Below are 22,086 nucleotides of genomic sequence, written 5' to 3'. Positions count from 1 at the left end.
CGGTGCGAGCAAGGCGCAAGCCAGACAGTGATGTTTAGTCCAGTGAGGTGGCGCGACTTCGAAGGGTCCTGACAATGATAGATATCTTATATTCGACGAGTCCGCCCCGGCGGCGGGCAAGAGCGATACTGCCCGTATTGCTGGCCGGCTCGCTTGGAGCCGGCATGGCGTTGATCCTCGCCGGTTCTGCCAACGCCGGCACCACGCTGGGCGCGGCGGCGGCGGAGAAGGGGCGGTACTTCGGCGCCGCGGTCGGGACGTACAAGTTCAACGACAACACGTACATGACGGTCCTCAACCGCGAGTTCAACAGCGTTGTCGCCGAGAACGAGATGAAGTGGGACGCGACCGAGCCGCAGCGGGGGGTGTTCAACTACAGCGCCGGCGACCGCATCGTCAGTCACGCCCGTTCCCGAGGAATGTCGGTGCGCGGCCATACCTTGCTGTGGCACACCCAGCAGCCCGGATGGGCGCAACGACTGTCCGGCGCCGACCTGCGCAACGCCGCCATCAACCACGTCACCCAGGTGGCCACCCACTTCCGGGGGCAGATCCACTCCTGGGACGTGGTCAACGAGGCGTTTGCCGACGGCGGCAGCGGCGGTCGGCGTGACTCGAACCTGCAACGTACCGGAAACGACTGGATCGAAGCGGCGTTCCGCGCCGCCCGCGCCGCCGACCCGGGCGCGAAGTTGTGCTACAACGACTACAACACCGACGGGATCAACCCGAAGTCGACCGGCATCTACAACATGGTTCGCGACTTCAAGGCCCGCGGTGTGCCGATCGACTGCGTCGGTTTCCAATCCCACCTGGGCACCTCGATCCCAGGCGACTATCAGGCCAACCTCCAGCGCTTCGCGGACCTGGGCGTGGATGTGCAGATCACCGAGCTGGACGTCACCCAGGGAGCCAACCAGGCCAACATCTACGCCACCGTCACGCGCGCCTGCCTGGCGGTTTCGCGCTGTACCGGAATCACGGTGTGGGGCGTGCGGGACTGTGACTCGTGGCGTGGCGGCGAGAACGCTCTGCTGTTCGACTGCGCCGGCAACAAGAAGGCCGCCTACACCGCGGTTCTCGACACACTCAACGGCGGCCCGAACCCCAATCCGACCACGCCGACGCCGGACCCGAACGGTAACCGGCTGCGCGGTGAGGCCTCCGGCCGCTGCCTGGACATCAGCGGAGCCTCCTCCGCCAACGGAGCACAGGCCCAGATCTGGGACTGCCACACCGGCGCGAACCAGCAGTTCACCGCCAACGGCGCGACCCTGCAAACCATGGGCAAATGCCTCGACGTCGCATCCAACGCCACCGCCGGCACCCGGGTCCAGATCTGGGACTGCCACGGCGGCGCCAACCAGCAGTGGAACCTCAACAGCAACGGCACGATCAGCAACACCCAGACCGGCCTCTGCCTCGACGTCAACAGCGGCGGCACCGCCAACGGCACCGCGGTCATCGTCTGGAACTGCCACGGCGGCACCAACCAACGCTGGGCACGAGCCTGAAGATGGGCCCGCTCGCCCCGACCAGCTCCGCCTGCTACCGGCAGAGTCGACGAGCGCGGCTTCCAGGCCACACGGCGGCGGCATGACGCCACCATGCACCGTTGCCCGTGGCCTGGAGGGGCCGGCGCGGAGAGGGCAAACTCCGCGCCGGTCCGGCCGGTGGCCGCGGCCACCAGCGCCGACCTTCGCCTGCGTGACGAGGGCTCCGGCCGCTGCCTCGACGTCAACCAGGCGCTCATCGCCAGCGCCGGCACCGCGTACGAGTTGGGGCTGCAACGGCGGCGCCAACGAGCGCTGGAGCCGAGCCTGGCGGTCCACACCCGCCGCGCTGTTCGGAAGGATCACGAGGTCTGAAGTGACACGAAGGCGACTCCTCACCGCCGGAGCCGCCGGGGCGGGAGCCGCGGCGCGCGCGTACAAACTCCTCCGTGACCTGGTGCGGACCGACCGGCTGGCACCGAACATGTTCGACCTGCATCCGCCGTTCCAGATCGACGGCAACTTCGGCGCCACCGCCGGCATCGCGGAGATGCTTCTGCACAGCCACAACGGCGAGCTGCACCTACTGCCGGCGCTGCCGTCGGCCTGGCCGACCGGGCAGGTGGCGGGCCTGCGGGGGCGCGGCGGATACACCGTCGGCGTGTCGTGGGCCGGTGGCCAGGCCGACGAGTTTCTCGTCCGGGCCGACCGCGACGGCACCGTCAAGCTGCGCGCCCGACTGTTCACCGGGAGCTACACGATTGTCGACGTCGTCGACGGCACCACACCCGTCACGACCCGGCCCGAGTCCGACGTCGTCCAGCTCGCCGTCCGGGCCGGTCACACCTACCGCGCCGCGCGGCCGGGGGCGACGCCCTCACCGACGCTGAGCGCCACCCCCACCGTGAGCCCGACCGTCTCGACCTCCCCGACGGTGAGCCCGAGCAGTTCACCACCGCAGTCCGGGGCGCGTGCGGTGTACGCGGTGACGAACTCCTGGCCGGGCGGCTTCCAGGGCGAGGTGACGGTCATCGCCGGCTCCTCGCCGATCCGAGGATGGACCGTTTCCTGGACGTTCCCCGATGGACAGGTCATCAACCAGATGTGGGGTGGCTCCCACACCCAGAGCGGGGCGAAGGTGACGGTGGCGAACGTCGCTCACAACGGTGCGCTGCCCGCTGGCGGTTCCGCGAGCTTCGGTTTCATCGCCACCCTGACCGGAGCCAACAACCCACCCAGCGACATAGACTGCACGACGACCTGAGCCGCGTGGTGGCCGGCTGGATCACGCGATCCGCGCCGGCCACCACTTGCCGGGACCGTGGCGCCAGAGATCGTCAGGACCGGGCGAACGCGGCGTCGAACGCCGCGGCCGGCGGATCGAACGCCAGCCGCCGGACGAACCGCAGCGCTTCCGGAGCGCCGACCAGGCGGTCCATGCCGGCATCCTCCCACTCGATCGAGATCGGTCCGTCGTACCCGATCGCGTTGAGCGCACGGAAGCAGTCCTCCCACGGCACGTCGCCGTGCCCGGTCGAGACGAAGTCCCAGCCGCGCCGCAGGTCCGCCCACGGCAGGTGGGACGACAACCGTCCCCGCCGGCCGTCACCGGTGCGTACCTTCGCGTCCTTGCAGTCGACGTGATAGATACGGTCGGCGAAGTCCAGGATGAAGGCGGCCGGGTCGAGTTCCTGCCAGACGAAGTGGGACGGATCCCAGTTGAGCCCGAACGCCGGCCGCCGTCCGATCGCGTCCAGCGCCCGTACGGCGGTGTAGTAGTCGTAGGCGATCTCACTGGGATGGACTTCGTGCGCGAACCGCACACCCACCTCGTCGAACACGTCGAGGATCGGGTTCCACCGGTCGGCGAAGTCACGGTACCCGGCGTCGATCATCGCTGGCGGCGCCGGCGGGAACATCGCCACGGTGTGCCAGATCGACGAGCCGGTGAAGCCCACGACGGTGCGGACGCCGAGCTTGGCCGCCGCTCGCGCGGTGTCCTTCATCTCCTCGGCGGCCGCCCGCCGGACCTGCTCGGGGTCGCCGGAGCCCCAGATGCGCGCCGGCAGGATCGCCTCGTGCCGTTCATCGATCGGGTGGTCGCACACCGCCTGCCCGACGAGGTGGTTGGAGATCGCCCAGACGTCGAGGTTGTACTTGGCGAGTGTCTCGCGCTTGCGGTCCACGTACGCGTCGTCGGCCAGCGCACGGTCGACCTCGAAGTGGTCGCCCCAGCAGGCGATCTCCAGACCGTCGTACCCCCAGTCGGCTGCCAGCCGGCACACCTCCTCGAACGGCAGATCGGCCCACTGCCCGGTGAACAGCGTGATCGGTCGCGCCATCGGTACTCCTTGTCATTCCTTCTCGACGTGGGTCCATGCGCCCTCCGCGGCGGCGCTGCGCTCGACCGCGTCGAGCACGAGTTGAACTTCGAGGCCGTCGCTGAACGAGGGCTGCGGATCGGTGCCGGTCGCGATCGCCTCGAGCAGGTCCCGGACCTCGTGGGTGAACGAGTGTTCGTAGCCGATGAGGTGGCCGGGCGGCCACCACGCCGCCATGTACGGGTGCTGCGGTTCGGTGACCAGGATCCGGGTGAAGCCCTGTTCCTCGGCCGGCCGACTGGCGTCGTAGAACTCCAGTTCGGACAGGCGCTCCAGGTCGAACGCGAGCGACCCGGCCGAGCCGTTGATCTCGATCCGCATTCCGTTCTTGCGACCGGTGGCGAACCGGGTCGCCTCGTACGTGGCGATCGCGCCGCCGGAGAGCCGCGCCAGGAACAGGGCGGCGTCGTCGACCGTCACCGGACCGGTGGTCGTGCCGGAGGCCGCCGCGGACAGGCCACTCGACGAAGCGGGTAGCGGGCGTTCCTTGACGAACGTTTCGGTGAGCCCGGACACCCCTATGATTCGCTGACCGGTCACGTACTGGGTGATGTCGATGATGTGCGCGCCGATGTCGCCCAGCGCGCCCGAGCCGGCCGTCTCCCGGCGCAGCCGCCAGACCAGCGGGAACTGGGGGTCGACGATCCAGTCCTGTAGGTACGTCGCGCGGACGTGGCGGATCTCGCCGACCCGGCCGGCGGCGACGAGGCTGCGCATCAGGGTCAGCGCGGGTACCCGGCGGTAGTTGAAGCCGCACATCGACCGTACCCCCGACCTGCGTGCCGCATCGGCGGCAGCGACCATCGCGCGGGCCTCGTCCACGGTGTTGGCCAGGGGCTTCTCGCACAGGACGTGCTTGCCCGCGGCGAGCGCCGCGAGGGCGATCTCGGCGTGCAGTTCACCCGGCACACATATGTCGACCAGATCGATGTCGTCCCGCTCGACCATGGCCCGCCAGTCGGTCTCCGACCGTTCCCAGCCGAGCCGGTCCGCGGCCGCGGCGACCGCTGTCGCGTCGCGGCCGCAGACGGCCACCATGCGCGCCCGTACCGTTAGATCGAACACGCGGTTCACGGTGCGCCACGCCTGCGAGTGGGCGGTACCCATGAAGGCGTAGCCCACCATGCCGACCCGTACGTCGCTGCGATTCATTGTCGACCTCCGTCAGGACTTGAAGCCAAGTGGCCGGTACCGGTCCACGTTCTCCTTGGTCACCGTCTCGGACTGCAGCACGATGAGCTTCGGCACCTGGAGTTCGACGAGGTCCTCCATGCCTTTGCCCTGGGCGGTGAGCCGGGCCAGCGAGATGGCCGAGGACGCCATCGTCGGCGGGTACGTGACCGTGGCCTCCAGCGGGCTGTCACCGGCCTTGATGTGCTCCATGGCGTCCAGCGACCCGGCACCGCCGACCATGAAGAACTCCTTGCGGCCGGCCTGGCGGATCGCCGCGAGCACGCCGACGCCCTGGTCGTCGTCGTGGTTCCAGATCGCGTCGATCTTCGGGGCCGCCTGGAGCAGGTTCGCCGTCACCGCCTGGCCGGAGTCGACGGTGAACTGCGCGGCCACCCGGTTGGCCACCCGCAGTCCGTACGTCGCCAGCGTGTCGGCGAACCCTTTCGAGCGGTCCTTGGTGAGCTGGAGGGTGTCGATGCCGGCGATCTCGGCGATGACCGCGTCGGACTTGCCCCTGAGCTTCCTGCCGATGTAGTGCCCGGCGGATACCCCCATGCCGTAGTTGTCGCCCTTGATCAGAGTGAATGCGGCGGCCGGATCGGCGAACTCCCGGTCGAGATTGATCACCGGTATGCCGGCGTCCGTGGCCTGCCGGGCGACGGCCGTGAGTTGGGCGCCGTCGTAGGGCAGCATCACGATGGCGTCCGGCTTCTGCTGGATCAGCGACTGGATCGCGGCGATCTGGGCGGGCGCGTCCTTGCCCGGGTCGACCGCGAGGAGCTTGACGTCGGAGTACTTTCCGGCCTGCGCCTTGGCGTTGTTGGTGATCGCCGCGATCCACCCGTGGTCGGCGGCGGGGGCGGTGAATCCGATGGTCACGGTCTTGCCGGGGGCCGCGTTGTTGCCGCCGGACACCTTCGTCTGATCGTTGCCGTCGTTGCCCTTGGTTTCGTTGGAGGTGCAGCCGGCGAGCAGCACACCGGCTCCGAGGGCTGATCCGCCGAGCAACAGTCTGCGGCGGGACGTGGACATGGCTCCTCCTGGGAAGGGTGCGTGGCGCCGGGCGGCCCGCGGGTCGGGGTCGTCGGCTGGGCGAGAAGGTCAGGTCGCAGGGGTACGGCCGCGCCGGGTCCACGCGAACGCGGGGAGGCGGAACCGTCCCATCTGGAGTTGCTGGACAAGCACCGCGCAGACGATGATCGCGCCGTTGACGATGCGTTGGGTTTCGGTGGGCAGGTTGTTGACGGTGAACAGGTTGGCGATCTGACTGAAGATGAGTACTCCGAACAGGGAGCCCACGATCGTGCCCCGGCCGCCGGTCAGCGCCGTGCCGCCGATGATCGCGGCGGCGATCGCGTTCAGTTCGTACAGGTCGCCGTTGGTGTTGGAGCCCGAGGTGGTCTGGGCGACCACGATCAGCGCGGCGATACCACAGCACAGTCCGGACAGCGCGTACAGCGCCAACGTGTGGCGCTTGACGTTGATGCCGGCCAGCCGGGCCGCTTCGGCATTGCCGCCGATCGCGACGGTGCGCCGGCCGAAGGTGGTGCGGTTGAGCAGGATCCAACCGAGCACGACCACGACGGCGAAGATCACGACGATGTACGGGATGCCGAGGATCTTGCCGCTGGCCAGCTCGTTCACGAACGAAATCCGGTTGATCTGGGTCTGCGACCCGGATATCTTCTGCGCCAGCCCACGGGCCGCCACCATCATCGCGAGGGTGGCGATGAACGGGACCAGCCGGCCGTACGAGATGAGCAGCCCATTGACGATGCCGGCGCCGGTGCCCACCGCGAGAGCCGCGAAGATGACACCGGTGACGCCGAAGCTCTGCGTGGCGACGGTTGTGCACCAGACGCTCGCCAGGGCGAGTAGGGCGCCCACCGACAGGTCGATGCCGCCGCCGATCATCACGAACGTCATGCCGATCGTGATCACTCCGATCGCCGACGCGAGACTGAGTACGGTCAGCTCGTTCGACCACAGCTTCGCGGGGTCGAGGAAGATGTCCGGCCGGGTGACCGCCCCGACGACGAGCAGCGCCAGCAGTACGGCGGCGAGGGTGGCGGTCCGCTTGACCGAGTCGAGTGATACCACCCGGCGGTCCGGCTCCCGCACAGCCTCCGGCTCCGCCGTCGTGGCGCGGGTGCTTGCCGTCACGTCGGGCTCCCTTCCAACAGCGACCCCGCCATGACGAGATCGAGTACGGTGTCCTCGTCGAGTTCCTCGGCCGGAGCCTGATGGATCAGCCGGCCCTCGCGCATCACCAGCACCCGGTCGGACAGACCGAGCACCTCCGGCACCTCGCTGGAGACCAGCAGGACGCCGACGTCGCTGTCCGCCAGGCGCCGGATCATCTGGTACAGCTCGGCCCGTGCCCCGACGTCGACGCCGCGGGTGGGCTCGTCGAGCAGCAGCAGGCGGGTGCCGCCGAGCAGCCACCGCCCGACGACGACCTTCTGCTGGTTGCCGCCGGACAGGGTGCGGACCGGTCGGTGGACGTCGCGTGGGCGCAGTTCGAGGTCGTCGGCGATGCGGGTGGCCGCGGCCCGCTCGGCACCGGCCCGGGTGAAGCCCACGGTGGCGAAGCGGCGCAGGCTCGCCAGTGTGATGTTGCGGTAGACCGGTTCGCCCATCAGTAGCGCCTGCCGCTTGCGCTCCTCCGGCGCCATGCCGAGACCGGCTCGGACGGCCGCGCCGACGTCGGCCGGGTGCAGCGGCCGGCCGTCGACGAGGACGCGGCCGGTGTCCGGTCGGCGAGCGCCGTACACGGTCTCCAGCAGCTCGGAGCGGCCGGACCCGACCAGGCCGGCGATGCCCACGATCTCTCCTTTGTGGACGGAGAGGGAGACGTCTGAGAACTCGCCCTGCCGCCCGAGACCCTCGACGGCCAGGAGCGGCTCGGTGTGCGGGGCCGCGTGGCGCTCGGGGAACACGTACTCGATGCTGCGGCCGGTCATCCGGCGCACCAGTTCCCGGGTGGGCGTGGTCTTCGCGTCCAGGTTGACCGCCGAGGTGCGCCCGTCCCGCAGGACCGTGACCCGGTCACCGATCTCGCGGATCTCCTCCAGCCGGTGGGATATGTAGATGACCGCGATGCCGTCGGCGGTGAGGTCGCGGATGACCCGGAACAGGTTCTGCACCTCGCCGTGGGCCAGGACGGCGGTCGGCTCGTCCATGATCATGAGCTTGGCCCGGCGGGACAGCGCGCGCCCCATGCTGACGATCTGCTTGGCGGCGGCGGGCAGCACGCCGACCTCGGCGCCGACCGGGATCTCCGGGTGTCCCAGCTGGCTGAGTACCCGCTGGGCGGCGCGGCGCATCACGCCGCGCCGCACGAAGCCGAGGCGCCGTGGTTCCTGGCCGATCGCGAGGTTCTCCGCGACCGACAGCTCGTCGATGAGGTCCAGCTCCTGGTAGATCGTGGCGATGCCGGCCTTGAGCGCCGCGTGCGGGCTGGTGAAGGACACCTGTTCGCCCTGCCAGACGATCTCGCCCGCGTCCGGCCGGTGAACTCCGGACAACACCTTTATCAGGGTGGACTTGCCGGCGCCGTTCTGGCCGAGGAGGCAGTGCACCTCGCCCGCGCGGACCTCCAGTCCGACGCCGTCCAGCGCGCGTACGCCGGGGAAGCTCTTGACCACGCCGGTCAGCCGGAGCACCACCTCGGGCGTCATGATGGCTGCCCGTACGCCAGCTCGCTGGCGAGCACCGCGGCGCCGACGACGCCCGCGCGGGGGCCCAGCTCGGAGAGGACGACCGGTAGGTTCCCGGTGGCGAGGGGGAGCGAGCGCCGGTACACCACGCTGCGGATCTGGGCGAGCAGGATATGCCCCAGCCCGGCCAGGCCACCGCCGATCACGATCATCGACGGGTTGATGAAGCTGACCAGCCCGGCGAGCGCCGTACCGATCCGGCATCCGCCGTCCCGGACGAGCTCGATACAGGTGACGTCACCCTCCGCGAGGCCCTGTGCCACGTCCCGTGCGGTCACCACCCCGGTCGCGGCGAGCCGCTCGGCCAGCGCGGGTGAGGTGCCGGCGCGGGCGGCCGCGGTCGCGTTGCGGGCCAGCGCGGCGCCGCCGAACAGGGCCTCAAGACACCCGACGTTTCCGCACGAACAGACCGGACCGTTGCTGTCGAGCTGGATATGGCCGATGTCGCCGGCGCAGCCGTCCGGGCCCCGGTACACCTCGCCGTGCAGGTAGATGCCGCAGCCGATGCCGGTACCGACCTTCACGAACAGCAGGTCGTCAACGGAACGCGCGACACCGCCGTAGCGCTCGCCGATCGCCATGATGTTCACGTCGTTGTCGACGACCACTGGGCACGCGTGTTCGCGGCTGAGTATCTCGCGTACGGGGTACTGGTCCCAACCGGGCATGATGGGCGGTGAGACCGGGACGCCATCACGGAAGCTCACCGGGCCTGGCACGCCGATGCCGATCGCGTGCAGGCGCTGGTACGCTCCGTCGATCTTGAACTTGGCCAGGATCTCGCCGAGCCGGTTCAGGACGACCTTCGGGCCGGAGCGGATGTCGGCCGGCTCCGCGTAGGCGACGACCGGCTCCAGGCGCCCGTCGATGATCTCGACGTCGATCGAGGTGGCGCCGAGGTCGACCGCCGCGAACCGGATATCGGGGTTCAGTTCGACAAGCGTCGACCGCCGGCCGCCACGGGACGCGGCCGGACCGGCTTCCCGTACGAGGCCGGTGTCGAGCAGCGCGTCCAGCTCGGCGAGCAGCCGCGGCCGGGGGAGCGCGAGCTGGTCCGCCAGCTCGGCGCGGGACAGCGCGCCGCTGTCGCGTAGCAGGCAGAGCAGGCGGGACCGGACTGGTCGCTGGGCAGCCGCGATCGGGGTCACTTCGCGCCTCCGTCATCCACGTCTCCGAGGTCAAAGACCTCGTCGCGTTGGCCTTGCAGTAGGTGCAGGCGGGGCAACCGACCGTGTCGGCCGTGTGACGACAGTACGGGCTTCTGTCTATGTAATCCAGAGCTTCTGTAGAGATCGCAGGAACTTCTGTCATCTCCAACGGAAGTTGATGATGAGTGCGCGCTCAGGGTGTGGGGCCCCGAGCCGTTCGGCTGGGATTGACAACCATCGACTGATGCGAAGAGTATGACTCTGGACCTCTTGATGTGTCTGTAACACAGCCCTTGTGTCACTCGGACCGGTACAGGAAGGCCTCAGTGACGTCCTTGAACTCGCGTCGACGTGCCCCTCCGGGTGGCCTGTTGCCAGGCTGGCGCGTACCTGTCGGCAACGTATCTGCTCTGAGGGGTCGTCCATGAGTATGACTCTTAGCTGGCGTCGATAGCAGCCTTTGACTGCCTGGCGTAGTCCGGCGCCTAGTCGCCGGCAAGGGGCGTTCCTCGTGCGCGGCGCTGGTTGACCGCCCGGCGCCCCGCCCCGACTTGTCACCGGTGACCGCTGATCGGATCGACGAGAGACGGTTGTCGGGTTCGATCGGCGGGCAGGGCCGAGACGCCGACCGGCCCTGCCCGCTAGCCCTGTCCGGCCCGTCCACCGAACCGTGACGCCGTCGTAGCCGCCGACTTCGTCGTCGTCACGGTTGGTCGACCTCGGTGTGACGGGCGGACGGGGCCCGGTGCCACCGGCCCCACAACTATCGGAGGATCGATGCCCACGGGTATTTGGCTGATTGGGGGGCGCGGCAGCGTCGCGGTCAGCAGCATCGTCGGAGCGCTCGCCGTGCGCGCCGGGCTGGCCCCGCCCACCGGCTGCGTCACCGAGCTGCCCGAGCTGCGCGACGCCGTCCTGACCGGCTTCGGTGATCTCGCCTTCGGTGGTCACGACCCGGCGTCGATTCCCTTGACGAAGAAAGCCGAAGCCCTTGCCGTAGCCGGCGTTCTGCCGTCGGCGCTGGTTGCCGCGATATCCGCCGACCTCGCCGCGGTCGACGCCGAGATACGGCCGGTGCCGACCGCCGCGACCCAGGCCGAGACCGCCGAACTTCTCGTCGCCGACCTGGTGAGTTTCCGTAACCGGCGAGCGCTCGACCAGCTGGTCGTGATCAACGTTTCGTCCACGGAACAGACCCCGCCGCCGCATCCCGCTCACGCGTCTCTTGCCAGGCTGGACGGTGTGCTCCGTAGCGGCCGGCCGATCCTGCCGTGGAGCGCGCTGTACGCGTACGCCGCGTTCCGTGCCGGCTGTTCCTACGTGGACTTCACCCCGTCGACCGGGGCGCGGTTACCCGCCTTGGCCGAGCTGGCTGAACAGTGCGGCGTGCCGTACGCCGGACACGACGGCAAGACGGGCGAAACCCTGGTCAGATCGGTGCTGGCACCGATGTTCGCTCATCGTCACCTGCGGGTGCTCAGCTGGTCGGGGATCAACCTGCTCGGCGGTGGCGACGGTGCCAACCTGACCACACCTGGCCCGAATGCCGCGAAGCTCGCCAGCAAGCAGCGGGTGCTCGCGGAAACGCTCGGATACCAGCCTCAGGGCACCACGCGCATCGACTGTGTCGACGACATCGGAGACTTCAAGACCGCCTGGAATCTCATCACGTTCTCCGGCTTTCTCGGCTCCACCATGCGGATGGAGTTCACCTGGCACGGCTGCGACTCTGCCCTCGCCGCGCCGCTCGTGCTGGACCTGGCCCGGATCACCGCCGCGGCGCAGGCCGCTGGACGCGTCGGCGCCCTGACCGACCTGGCCTTCTTCTTCAAAGATCCGCTCGGAGACGTCCGGCACGGGCTGGCCGAGCAGTGGCAGGCGCTGACCGCGTTCGTCGCTGGGTTGGACGCGCGGGCATGACGTGACCTCGACGCGATCAAACGCCCGCAGGGACCGATTCCGCGTCCGGTCGCGTCGCCCGCCACGGCGGTCGCCCTCGTCGCCGGACTGGCCGGGGCGGGCGTGGCACTGGCCGGACCGGCAGGGCGCGGGGCGGAGGGACAGGAGAGGCCGCGGATCCGAAGGAGACGTTGTGGCATCCGACGAATGTCGTATCGCACTGGACGGCCTGTCCGACGACGGCTGGCTCGCCGACGCGGAGAGGCGCGTGGCGCGCGACCCGGCCAGCATCGTCCGCTTGTTCGCCGGCGTCGGCCGCCACTGCGGCCGGGCGCCGCTGCCACAGGCCGAGGGCTGGACCGCCGACGAGGCGGGCCGGGTGCGACTGCTGCTCGCACTGCCGGCCGCCGCGGTGCCGCGCCAGGTCGAGGATCTCTACCGGTACGGTGACGCCGACGAGAAGCGTGCCGTGCTCAAGGCGCTGTGCCTGCTCCCAGTCGACAGCGGGGCGGTGCCGTTGCTGCACGACGCCATCCGCACGAACGACACCCGCCTGCTCGCCGCCGCGCTGGGTCCGTACGCGCGGCACCTCGACCAGGTTAGCTGGCGCCAGGCCGTCCTGAAGTGCGTCTTCATGGGTGTGCCGCTGTCGGTGGTACACGGCCTGGCGGAGCGCGCCGACGCCGAGCTGGCGGCGATGATCGCCGACCTCCGTGCCGAGCGCGATGCCGCCGGGCGCCACCTGCCCGAGGATGCCCTCGCACTGTTGAAGCAGCTCACCCGACGGCCGGAGGTTCGATGCGCATCTTCGATCCGCACATCCACATGACCTCACGAACCACCGACGACTACGGACGGATGGCGGCGGAGGGGGTGCGCGCCGTGGTGGAGCCGGCGTTCTGGCTTGGGCAGCCACGCACCAACGCCGGCTCGTTCGCTGACTACTTCGCGTCGCTCGTCGGCTGGGAACCATTCCGGGCCGCCCAGTTCGGCATCCGCCACCACGCCGCCATCGCCCTCAACCCCAAGGAGGCCAACGACCCACGCTGCCGCGAGGCTCTGGAGCTGGTGCCCCGCTACCTGGCCAAGGACTCGGTGGTGGCAGTCGGGGAGATCGGCTACGACGCGATGACACCGGAGGAGGACGACGTCTTCGCCGCGCAGCTGGCCATGGCCATCGAGTACGAGCTGCCCGCGCTCGTGCACACCCCGCACCGCGACAAGATTCGAGGGGTCGCCCGCACGCTCGAGGTCGTCACGAACTCCACCATCGAACCCGGCCGGGTCGTCGTCGACCACCTCAACGAGGTCACGGTCGGCGCGGTCCACGACTCCGGATGCTGGATGGGCTTCTCCGTATACCCGGACACGAAGATGTCGCCGGAGCGCATGGTGGAGATCCTGCGCGTCCACGGCCTGGAACGGGTACTTGTCAACTCCGCCGCGGACTGGGGCCGCTCCGACCCGCTGCTGACCCGACGCACCGGCGAGGCGATGCTCGCCGCGGGGTTCAGCGACGACGACGTCGACAGGGTGCTGTGGCACAACCCGGTCGAGTTCTTCGGCCAGTCGGGACGGCTCGATCTCACCGAGCTGCCCGCCGCCAGCTCCACGTTCGAAGGCAACTCGATCCTGAGAGGCGGTAGCTGATGCGCCCGTGCCGTCCCGGTGACGACCTGGCGCCGGCGAGCTACTGCGCGGACGTCCACCCGGCCCGGAGCCTGCTTGGCACCGTCGGCCGGCTCGACGCGTACGCCGTCCCGGCAGCCGAACGCCTCGACGCCGACCCGCTCGGCCTCGGAGTGTGCCTGGCCGCCCCGGTCGTCGCTGGCCTATCCGCCGCCACCGGCGCTCGGCGGTCGGTCGGCGGCGGAAAAGATCCGCTGCTGGATCTCCCTGCGGTAGTCGTCCAACGTGTTGTCGACGTGGGTGGCTGCCGCCTCTGCGGCGGCTTCCGCGTCGCCGGCACGGATGGCCTGATAGATGGCCTCGTGTTCCTCGATGGCCTTGGCCGCGTGTCCGCCGACCGAGCCGCGCAGCCCGATCAGGTTGGACTGCGCCTGCAGCCGGCGGGCCTCCCGTACGGCGATCTGCAGGAACACGTTGTGCGAAGCAATGGCGATGCTGGTGTGGAAGGCGTCGTCGCCTTCGTTGAACAGGTCCTCGCGCCCGGTGTCGAATCCCCGCCTGCACACGCCGGCGGCTCTCTCGATGGCCTGTACCTCCGTGGGAGTGGCGCGGCGGGCGGCCAGCCGGCTTGTCGCCATCTCCTGTGTCCGGCGGAACTCGAAGAGCATGTAGACGTGGTCCAGGTCGGTGGGCAGGAAGAACGAGGCCCATCGGCCGCCGCCGAGCATTCCTTGGTCGTCCGCGACGTACAGGCCGCGGCCCTTCTGGGCGCGTACGCGACCCAACGCCGAGAGAATCTTGATGGCCTCGCGGACCATGGTGCGGCTCGTGCCGAGCTGCTGGGCCAGTTCGTTCTCGGTGGGCATCCGGTCGCCGGGGCGCAGGCGGAGCCGGGCTATCAGCTCCAGTACCTGCTCTGCGGCTACCTCGTAACCCGGCCGGTACCCGCCTCCGGTGCGCTCGTTGCCGATCACCGACGTCCTTTCCCGATCGTCCGTAAGAGTAGGACCCATGGTCTTCCTGGGCTAGACCGTATCCCGCGCCCGGGTGGCAAGCGCGTGGGCGATGGTGACCACGCCAACGTCGATCACCGTTGGTGGTCGGGGCGCGGACCTCCGATCGTCGGTCGTACGACAACAGGCGATCCCTCCGCGGTGTGTGACGCCGGCGGGCGTGACCATCGCCCCGACCATCCGACAGCACGCTGTGGTCCCTGCGGCGGGCCGGCCAACCAGACACGACGAGCAATGCGTGACGCAAACGTGACTTGCCATCGATCCTCACCAATGTATTCAAGTAATTGACGAACTGCGGTGGCGCCTTCGGTGGGCGTGCCGTGCCGACCCTCATCGCACCGGTCTTCGGCGAGCCGATGCGAGATTCCGCGCTGTTCCCGACCAGCGAAGGAGCTCCTTCGTGCCAGCAGATCGCCGGAGCGGCGGCACCCGCCGCTCCGCCAAACGCAGCCTGTTCCTCGCTGCCGCCACCCTTCTCGCCGCCGCGTCGGCGCTGGTCGCCGGGGCACCATCCGCCCAGGCGGCGCTCCGGCCGGTGAGTCAGGCGGCCGCGGCGGAGCCGTTCTCCGTTCTGGTCTTCTCCAAGACGGCGGGCTTCCGCCACGACTCGATCCCGGCGGGTGTCGCGGCGATCGAGCGGCTCGGCGCGGAGAACGGCTTCACCGTCGACGCGACCGAGGACGCCGCCGCGTTCACCGACGCCAACCTGGCCAGGTACGCGGCGGTGGTCTGGCTCTCGACCACCGGCGACGTGCTCGACGCCGGGCAGCAGGCGGCGTTCGAGCGGTACATCCGCGACGGGGGTGGGTACGCGGGTATCCACGCCGCCTCGGACACCGAGTACAACTGGGCCTGGTACGGCGACCTGGTCGGCGCGTACTTCGCCTCGCACCCGGCGAACCAGACCGCCACCATCAAGGTCGAGGACCCGGCGCACCCGTCCACGGCGTCACTACCGGCGAAGTGGACCCGCTTCGACGAGTGGTACAACTTCCGGGCCAACCCGCGCGCGGACGTACACGTGCTGGCCAGCCTCGACGAGCGCAGCTACACGCCGGGGGCGGGCGCGATGGGCGCCGACCACCCGCACGCGTGGTGCCACGATTTCGACGGCGGCCGGTCCTGGTACACGGCCGGCGGGCACACGGTCGAGTCGTACACCGAGCCCAGCTTCCTGGCCCACCTGCTCGGTGGCGTCCGAACCGCGGCCGGGGTGGTGGACGCCGACTGCGCCGCGTCGCGAACGGACAGCTTCGAGAAGGTGACGCTGGACAGCAACACCAGCAACCCGATGGAGCTGGACGTCGCGCCGGACGGCCGGGTCTTCTACATCGAGCGCGACGGCCGGGTGCAGATCGTCAAGCCGGACACCGGTACCACCGTCACCGCCATCGACCTGGACGTCTTCGCCGGCAACGAGGACGGGCTCATCGGCATCCGGCTCGACCCGGACTTCGCCACGAACGGTTGGGTGTACCTCTACTACGCGCCGAACGACGGCGTCGCCCGCAACCGGCTGGCCCGGTTCACCGTACAGGGTGACTCGATCCTGGCCGGCAGCGAGAAACCGGTGCTGGAGGTGAGCACCCAGCGCAACACCTGCTGCCACGCCGGCGGCAGCATGGTCTTCGACAGCCGGGGCAACCTCTACCTGGCGACCGGCGACAACACGAACCCGTTCGAGTCGAGCTCGTTCACCCCGATCGACGAGCGGCCGGGGCGGCAGGACTACGACGCGCAGCGCACCGCCGGCAACACCAACGACCTGCGCGGCAAGGTGCTGCGAATCCACCCCGAGGACGACGGCACGTACACGATCCCGTCCGGCAACCTCTTCCCACCGGGTACGGAGCGGACCCGGCCGGAGATCTACGCGATGGGGTTCCGAAACCCGTTCCGGATCGGCATCGACAAGAAGACCGACAACCTGTACGTCGCCGACTACGGCCCCGACGCCCCGGCCGCCGACCCCAACCGAGGCCCCGAGGGCACAGTCGAGTGGAACGTCGTCACGCCCGGCAACTACGGCTGGCCGTACTGCCACGGCGCGAACTATGCGTACAACGACTACACGTTCCCGTCCGGCCCGAGCGGCGCGAGGTTCGACTGCGCGGCGCCGGTGAACAGCTCGCCCAACAACACGGGCCTGACCCGCCTGCCTCCGGCGATTCCTGCCGCGGTGGACTACGACTACAGTGGCAACCCGCTATTTCCCGAGATCGGCCGTGGCGGCGCGCCGATGGGCGGCCCGGTCTACCGGTACGACGCGGGCCTGAACTCGACTCGCAAGTGGCCGGCGTACTTCGACGGCAAGGCGCTGCTCGGCGAGTGGAACCAGAACAAGATGTACACGCTACAGCTCGACCGTGACGCCAAGTCTCTCGTGGACATCAACCAGGTGCTCGGCGGGATGACGTTCGTGCGGCCAATGGACTTCGAGTTCGGTCCGGACGGCGCGCTGTACCTGATCGAGTGGGGCACCGGCTTCGGCGGCAACAACGACAACTCCGGCGTCTACCGGATCGACTACATCGCCGCCGACCGCGCGCCGATCGCGGTCGCCTCCGGCGAGCCCACCTCCGGCCAGCCGCCCTTGGCCGTGCGGTTCTCCAGCACAGGATCCCGCGACCCGGACGGTGGCGAGCTCACGTACGCGTGGACGTTCGGCGACGGCGGCACCTCGGACGAGGCGAGTCCGACGCACACCTACACGACGGCCGGCAAGTACACCGCCCAGCTCACCGTGACCAACCCCAAGGGCCGCACCGCCGTCGCCAACGTGCCGGTGACGGTCGGCAACACCGCGCCGACGGTGACCATCGAGTTCCCGCCGGACGGCGGCTTCTTCGACTGGGGTGACCAGGTCAGGTACACCGTCAAGGTGACCGATCCGGAAGACGCCACGGTCGACTGCGCCAAGGTCAAGTTGCAGTACTACCTCGGGCACGACGAGCACGCCCACCCGTTGCAGTCGCACACCGGCTGTACGGGTACCGTGCAAACCTCGCTCGCCTCAGGGCACGGCGCCGAGGCGAACGTCTTCGGGGTCTTCGAGGCCACGTACACCGACAAGGGCGGGTCGGGCGGAGTCAACCCGCTGACCGGACGGGCGATCGAGCAGCTACAACCCAAGCGGAAGCAGGCCGAGTACCACGCGGCTACCGGCAGGGCGCCGGACGGCGTGGGCGCCGGTGATCCCGGCGTGCGGAAGGAGACCACCGGCGACGCCGCGGGTGGCTTCCAGAACATCGCGTTCATCGAGGACGGCGACTGGTGGTCCTTCACGCCCACCAACCTCACCGGCATCGACACGCTGCGCTTCCGGGTCGCCTCCGGCAGCGGCGGCGGCGTGATCCAGGTGCGCGCCGGTGCGGTCGCCGGCCCGCTGCTGGCCGCCGCGACCGTGCCGGCGACCGGGGCGTGGCAGACGTACACCGACGTCTCCGTGGACCTCGCCGCGCCGCACACGACGAGCGGTCCGCTGTACTTCGTCGCCCGCAACAACCCGGGCAGTACCGAGAGCGGCGACCTGTTCAACGTGAACTGGGTGGACTTCCTCGGCCGGGGCGTGACCGACAACGCGCCGCCGGCGGTCAGCGTGTCGGCGAGGCCGAACACCGGCACCCTGCCACTCGCCGTGGAGTTCACCGGTACCGCCACCGACGCGGAGGGCGACACGCCGCTCGCGTACGCCTGGGACTTCGGCGACGGCGGCACGGCGAACACGCCGAACGCCACGCACACGTACACCGCGCCGGGCAGTTTCACCGCCACCCTGACGGTGACCGACAGCCGGGGCGCCAAGGCGTACGCGACCGCCGCGGTCAAGGTGGACGCGCCGAGCACGTCCTGCTTCGGGGCTCGTTCGGACGACTTCACCGGCACCAAGCTGGACAAGACTCGCTGGTCGGCAGTGATCAGGGAAAACCAGGCCTATTCGGTACACGATGGATCGCTGCTCCTGCCCACCGCGGCGGGTGATCTCTACGGTGGCCGCAACGACGCGACCAACATCGTGCTCCAGCCGGCACCGGGCGGCGCCTGGCAGGCCACGACCAAGGTGACGCTCGCGACCACCGCCGACTACCAGCAGGCCGGGCTCATCGTGTACGGCGACGACGACAACTACGCCAAGCTCAATCTGCTCCACTCGGGTGGCCGACGGGTCGAGTTCATCCGGGAGACGGCCGGAAGCCCGCGCAACGAGGGCGCCGACAGCGCCGCCGCGCCGACCGGTTCGGACACCCTCTACCTGCGACTAAGCAGCGACGGCAACACCCTCACCGCGGCGTTCTCCGCCGACGGCCAGACCTTCACCCCGGTGGGCCGGGCGGCCGCGCTGACCGGCATCACCACCCCGAAGGTGGGGCTCTTCGCCATGAACGGCGGCACGACGGCGCCGGTGGTCGACGCGGCGTTCGACTGGTTCCAGGTCTCGCCGGACAAGCCGGCTGAGCCGGTCGCACCGACCGACGAGTTCGACGCCGCCCTGCTCGACAAGTGCCGGTGGGACGCGATCGTCCGTGAGGATCCGGCCGCGTACCGGGTGCGGGGCGGCGCGCTGCACCTCGACGTCCCGAACGGCGACATCTACAGCACACCCAACACCGGGCCGACGAACCTCATCCTGCAGAACGCGCCGTCGGGCGACTGGGTCATGGAGACAAAAGTCGACGGCAGCCTGCTGGACGAGCGGTACCAGCAGGGCGGCCTCCTGGTGTACGCCGACGACGACAACTACCTGAAGCTCGACTACGTCGTGGACAACGCGGCCGGACAGCCGGTGACGCGGCGGATCGAGTTCCTCAGTGAGATCGACGGTACGATCCAGAATCCGCAACCCGGCGTCAGCAGCCTCACGTCCGCGGTCTGGTATCTGCGCCTCGCCCGCACCGGCAGTGTCTACACCGCCTCGTACTCGGCGGACGGGCAGGCCTGGACGTCGTTCGAGCCGCTGACCAACGCGGCGGCGAGCGTGACGCCCAAGGTGGGTCTCTTCTCGCTCGGCGGTGCGCAGACCGCCCGTAAGACGGTCTCGTTCGACTACTTCCGGCTCAGCGCGGAGGCGGTGGACGACACCGCACCGGTGACGGTGGCCACGGTGAACGGCACGGCGGTCGAGGGCTGGTACACCGGCCCCGCGACGGTCACGCTGGCCGCCACCGACGAGAACGGCGGCAGCGGCGTGGCGCGCACCGAGTACCAGCTCGATGGCGCCACCGCCTGGACCGCCTACACCGAGCCGATCCTGGTCGCCGGGGACGGGGCGCACGAGGTGCGCTTCCGCTCCGTCGACCAGGCGGGCAACGTCGAGGCGGCCAGGTCGGTACCCGTGAAGATCGACGCGACCGCGCCGGTGACCACGGCGACGTTCGCGCCGGCGAACGACAACGGTTGGCACGCCGGGGCGATCCCGGTGACGCTCGCCGCGGCGGACGCGGGATCGGGCGTGGCTGCCGTGGAGTGGTCGCTCGACGGCGGCCCGTGGGCCCCGTACACCCAACCGGTCGACGTGACCGGTGACGGGGACCACGAGCTGCTCTACCGCGCCAGGGACAAGGCCGGCAACGTGGAGACGCTCAAGTCGGCGGTGCTACGGGTCGACGGCACCAAACCGACGGTCCTCGTCTCCGGCCTCGCCGACGGCCAGCTCTACGGCGACAGCCAGGACGTGCGGGTCACGTTCCAGGCGGTCGACCCGACCTCCGGCATCCGGTCGGTGGTCGGCAAGCTGGACGGCAAGCCGTTCCAGTCCGGGACGCTGCAGGTCATGTACGACCTGACGCTCGGCCTGCACGAGCTGGCCGTGACCGCCACCGACAAGGCCGGCAACGAGACGACGGCGAACGTGCGGTTCTTCGTCACCACCTCGCTGCGCGACATGCAGGCGCTGGTCGACCGGTTCAAGACGACCCGGCAACTGTCGACCGTGGCGCACGGGAAGCTGTCGAACAAACTGGACGCGGTGCGGCTGGCCGAGGCCACCGGGAACGACCGGGTGGCGATCCAGCAGCTGCGGATGTTCATCGGGCTGGCGTCGAACCGGGCGCTGGTAACCGACGCGGACGTCCGGAGCGTGCTGGTTCGGGACGCCAACGCCATGCTCATCCGACTGGGTGGGCGGGCGTCGGCGGCCGGCACCAAGGCCAACGGTGGCGCGCCGCTGACCGGCACGGGGCGTCTCGACGAGGACGCCACCCGCGTGCCCGAGGGCGGCACGCTGTAACTCCATCCGCCGTGGGGCCGGCCGCCGCCGGCCGGCCCCACATCCCAGGAGGCTTCTCCGGATGAGTAACCGAAAGAGAATCCGTCAGTCGCCGTCTTCGGCCCCCACCACGCGGCGGATCGTTCCGACCTCCATCGCCTTTGCGCTTGGGGCGCTACTCGCCGGACCGGTCGGCGCCGTGACGGCCGGGGCCGACGACCCGACCGACGACCGGGTCGCGGCGCTGCGAGCCGAGGAGGCGAAGCGGGACGCGGCCCAGGTCGTCGAGCTGACCTCACGCGCCCGCCGGGTCCGGGAAAGCCTGCTACCCGTGCTCGACGGGCTGGCCACCGCGGTACCGGTGACCAACGCGCCCGGCCCTGCCGCCAGCAAACCGGATGTGGAACGGTGGCAGGCGACCACCGGCAAGGCGGTCGAGGACTTCGCCAACCCGCCCTCCGGGGGGACCGGCGTCAACATCGCGCGCTCCGGCCTCGCCGCGGCGGTACAGACGCTCGACGCCGCCGTGGACACGTACGCCGCCGCGCTCGCCCAGTCGCCGACCGCTCGCGCCGGCCTGTTCGAGCTCACCGGCCGCCAGCGGGACGCCGCCGTCGCCATCTGGGGCAGTGCCGCCACCCAGCTCGACGTGCTCAACATCGACTCGGGCAACGGCCACGTCCACGTGTTCCTGCCCACCGTGCCGGGGCAGGGGGCGCTGACCGCCGACGGCGCACCGGAAGGGAAGTGACCGTGCGACGTACGATCCTGGCGGCGCTGGCGGCCGTACCCCTCCTCGCGCTCTGGCCACCGGCCCCGGCGGCGGCGCACGGCGGCCCGGTGGTGCTCGACGTGGCCGGCGACGGCGCGACCGGCGTGACCGTGCGGGCCACGTACAAGGACGGTCACCCGGTGGAGGATCGCGTGCTGCGGCTGGTGCTCAACGCCACCGGCGAGGGCGGCCTCACGGTCGGTCCGTTGCAGCTCAACCCGGCGGGCGAGGGGCAGGGCTTCTACGCCAGCGGCGCGGTGCTCACCCCCGGCAGGTGGACGGTGGCCGTCACGTCCCCCGAGCCCAACCCGGGCAAGGCGCAGGCAACGGTGCAGGCCCACGCCCCACAGAGCGCCCCACCCCGGCCGGCGGCGGCACCCCGGCCCGATGAGGACGGCGGCGGTACCGGGCGCTGGTGGCTGGTCGGCGGAGCACTGCTGCTGGTTGCGGCGGCCGCGCTCGCGCTGACCGCTCGCCGGGCCAAAGCCAGCCCAGGACGTCCGGGGTAGGAGCGCGGGCGTCCGTACCGCCGCGGCGTCGCGCGGGAAATCGCCCGTCGTGCGGGTGCCTGACGGAGGCATGCCGGACTCTCGGGGTCCACCACGGAGACACAATTCTGAGCGGAACCACAGAAGCCGGCCCTCCATGGCA

16 protein-coding genes are annotated in these 22,086 nt (G+C 70.1%); 9 read left to right on the top strand and 7 right to left on the bottom strand.

Features of this window, described 5'->3' with window-relative positions:
• Positions 1–164: 164 nt before the first annotated feature.
• The 3 genes from E1165_RS10690 to E1165_RS10685 all read left to right on the top strand — a co-directional run bounded on the left by E1165_RS10690 (position 165) and on the right by E1165_RS10685 (position 2,757).
• Positions 165–1,514 carry an endo-1,4-beta-xylanase gene (locus tag E1165_RS10690; RefSeq protein ID WP_243704700.1) on the top strand — a complete coding sequence of 450 codons (1,350 nt, stop codon included), beginning with the start codon at positions 165–167 and terminating at the stop codon, positions 1,512–1,514.
• A gap of 159 nt (positions 1,515–1,673) precedes the next feature.
• Positions 1,674–1,868: a hypothetical protein gene (locus tag E1165_RS29870; protein ID WP_243704699.1), complete on the top strand. Its 195-nt coding sequence runs from the start codon at positions 1,674–1,676 to the stop codon at positions 1,866–1,868.
• Positions 1,843–2,757, top strand: coding sequence for a cellulose binding domain-containing protein (locus E1165_RS10685; RefSeq protein ID WP_371687325.1), 915 nt, complete (start codon positions 1,843–1,845; stop codon positions 2,755–2,757). Before E1165_RS29870 ends, E1165_RS10685 begins: the two co-directional genes overlap by 26 nt.
• A gap of 73 nt (positions 2,758–2,830) precedes the next feature.
• Here E1165_RS10685 and E1165_RS10680 read toward each other — a convergent pair whose 3' ends face one another.
• The 6 genes from E1165_RS10680 to E1165_RS10655 form a co-directional block, all read right to left on the bottom strand.
• On the bottom strand, positions 2,831–3,835 hold the full coding sequence (locus tag E1165_RS10680; RefSeq protein ID WP_132390287.1) for a sugar phosphate isomerase/epimerase: 1,005 nt from the start codon (positions 3,833–3,835) through the stop codon (positions 2,831–2,833).
• Between the two features lie 12 nt (positions 3,836–3,847).
• The gene (locus E1165_RS10675; RefSeq protein WP_132390285.1) at positions 3,848–5,026 is read right to left on the bottom strand and encodes a Gfo/Idh/MocA family protein; all 1,179 of its coding nucleotides are present in this window, start codon (positions 5,024–5,026) and stop codon (positions 3,848–3,850) included.
• A 12-nt stretch (positions 5,027–5,038) separates the two neighbouring features.
• Complete coding sequence (locus E1165_RS10670; RefSeq protein WP_132390283.1) at positions 5,039–6,079, bottom strand: substrate-binding domain-containing protein; 1,041 nt, start codon at positions 6,077–6,079, stop codon at positions 5,039–5,041.
• Between the two features lie 69 nt (positions 6,080–6,148).
• Positions 6,149–7,168, bottom strand: coding sequence for an ABC transporter permease (locus tag E1165_RS10665; RefSeq protein WP_371687324.1), 1,020 nt, complete (start codon positions 7,166–7,168; stop codon positions 6,149–6,151).
• Between the two features lie 38 nt (positions 7,169–7,206).
• Entirely contained in the window at positions 7,207–8,727 is a 1,521-nt protein-coding gene (locus tag E1165_RS10660) for a sugar ABC transporter ATP-binding protein (protein WP_132390279.1), read from the bottom strand.
• A complete protein-coding gene (locus tag E1165_RS10655) occupies positions 8,724–9,914 on the bottom strand; it encodes an ROK family protein (RefSeq protein WP_207916816.1) in 1,191 nt (396 codons plus the stop codon). Before E1165_RS10655 ends, E1165_RS10660 begins: the two co-directional genes overlap by 4 nt.
• 777 nt (positions 9,915–10,691) lie before the next feature.
• Between E1165_RS10655 and E1165_RS10650 the strand changes: the two genes are divergently transcribed.
• The 3 genes from E1165_RS10650 (at position 10,692) to E1165_RS10640 (ending at position 13,463) form a co-directional block, all read left to right on the top strand.
• Positions 10,692–11,834, top strand: coding sequence for an inositol-3-phosphate synthase (locus E1165_RS10650; protein ID WP_132390277.1), 1,143 nt, complete (start codon positions 10,692–10,694; stop codon positions 11,832–11,834).
• Between the two features lie 172 nt (positions 11,835–12,006).
• Positions 12,007–12,642 (top strand): EboA domain-containing protein, encoded by a 636-nt coding sequence (locus E1165_RS10645; RefSeq protein WP_132390275.1) that lies wholly within the window; start codon positions 12,007–12,009, stop codon positions 12,640–12,642.
• Positions 12,612–13,463: a TatD family hydrolase gene (locus E1165_RS10640; protein ID WP_132390273.1), complete on the top strand. Its 852-nt coding sequence runs from the start codon at positions 12,612–12,614 to the stop codon at positions 13,461–13,463. Before E1165_RS10645 ends, E1165_RS10640 begins: the two co-directional genes overlap by 31 nt.
• Before the next feature lie 182 nt (positions 13,464–13,645).
• Here the strand turns inward: E1165_RS10640 and E1165_RS10635 are convergent, their stop codons facing one another.
• The gene (locus tag E1165_RS10635; RefSeq protein ID WP_243704698.1) at positions 13,646–14,416 is read right to left on the bottom strand and encodes a FadR/GntR family transcriptional regulator; all 771 of its coding nucleotides are present in this window, start codon (positions 14,414–14,416) and stop codon (positions 13,646–13,648) included.
• A 442-nt stretch (positions 14,417–14,858) separates the two neighbouring features.
• On the opposite strand from E1165_RS10635, the gene E1165_RS10630 reads away from it, so the two are divergent.
• From E1165_RS10630 to E1165_RS10620, 3 genes are all read left to right on the top strand, one after another.
• The gene (locus tag E1165_RS10630) at positions 14,859–20,684 is read left to right on the top strand and encodes a ThuA domain-containing protein (RefSeq protein ID WP_132390269.1); all 5,826 of its coding nucleotides are present in this window, start codon (positions 14,859–14,861) and stop codon (positions 20,682–20,684) included.
• Between the two features lie 178 nt (positions 20,685–20,862).
• Positions 20,863–21,414, top strand: coding sequence for a hypothetical protein (locus E1165_RS10625; protein ID WP_132390266.1), 552 nt, complete (start codon positions 20,863–20,865; stop codon positions 21,412–21,414).
• 2 nt (positions 21,415–21,416) lie between these two features.
• Positions 21,417–21,944, top strand: a complete 528-nt coding sequence (locus E1165_RS10620) for a hypothetical protein (protein WP_243704697.1) — start codon at positions 21,417–21,419, stop codon at positions 21,942–21,944.
• The last annotated feature ends 142 nt before the right edge of the window (positions 21,945–22,086 follow it).

Origin of the sequence: Micromonospora sp. KC723 (assembly GCF_004348595.1) — a bacterium.
Lineage (GTDB): Bacteria > Actinomycetota > Actinomycetes > Mycobacteriales > Micromonosporaceae > Micromonospora.
This window is presented reverse-complemented; position numbering and strand designations above follow the sequence as displayed.

What these genes read in the sequence shown, in the direction of transcription:
- E1165_RS10680 (WP_132390287.1), bottom strand. Translation starts at nt 3,835, where the DNA reads ATGGCGCGACCGATCACGCTGTTCACCGGGCAGTGGGCCGATCTGCCG.
- E1165_RS10660 (WP_132390279.1), bottom strand. Translation starts at nt 8,727, where the DNA reads ATGACGCCCGAGGTGGTGCTCCGGCTGACCGGCGTGGTCAAGAGCTTC.
- E1165_RS10670 (WP_132390283.1), bottom strand. Translation starts at nt 6,079, where the DNA reads ATGTCCACGTCCCGCCGCAGACTGTTGCTCGGCGGATCAGCCCTCGGA.
- E1165_RS10690 (WP_243704700.1), top strand. Translation starts at nt 165, where the DNA reads ATGGCGTTGATCCTCGCCGGTTCTGCCAACGCCGGCACCACGCTGGGC.
- E1165_RS10640 (WP_132390273.1), top strand. Translation starts at nt 12,612, where the DNA reads ATGCGCATCTTCGATCCGCACATCCACATGACCTCACGAACCACCGAC.
- E1165_RS10675 (WP_132390285.1), bottom strand. Translation starts at nt 5,026, where the DNA reads ATGAATCGCAGCGACGTACGGGTCGGCATGGTGGGCTACGCCTTCATG.
- E1165_RS10650 (WP_132390277.1), top strand. Translation starts at nt 10,692, where the DNA reads ATGCCCACGGGTATTTGGCTGATTGGGGGGCGCGGCAGCGTCGCGGTC.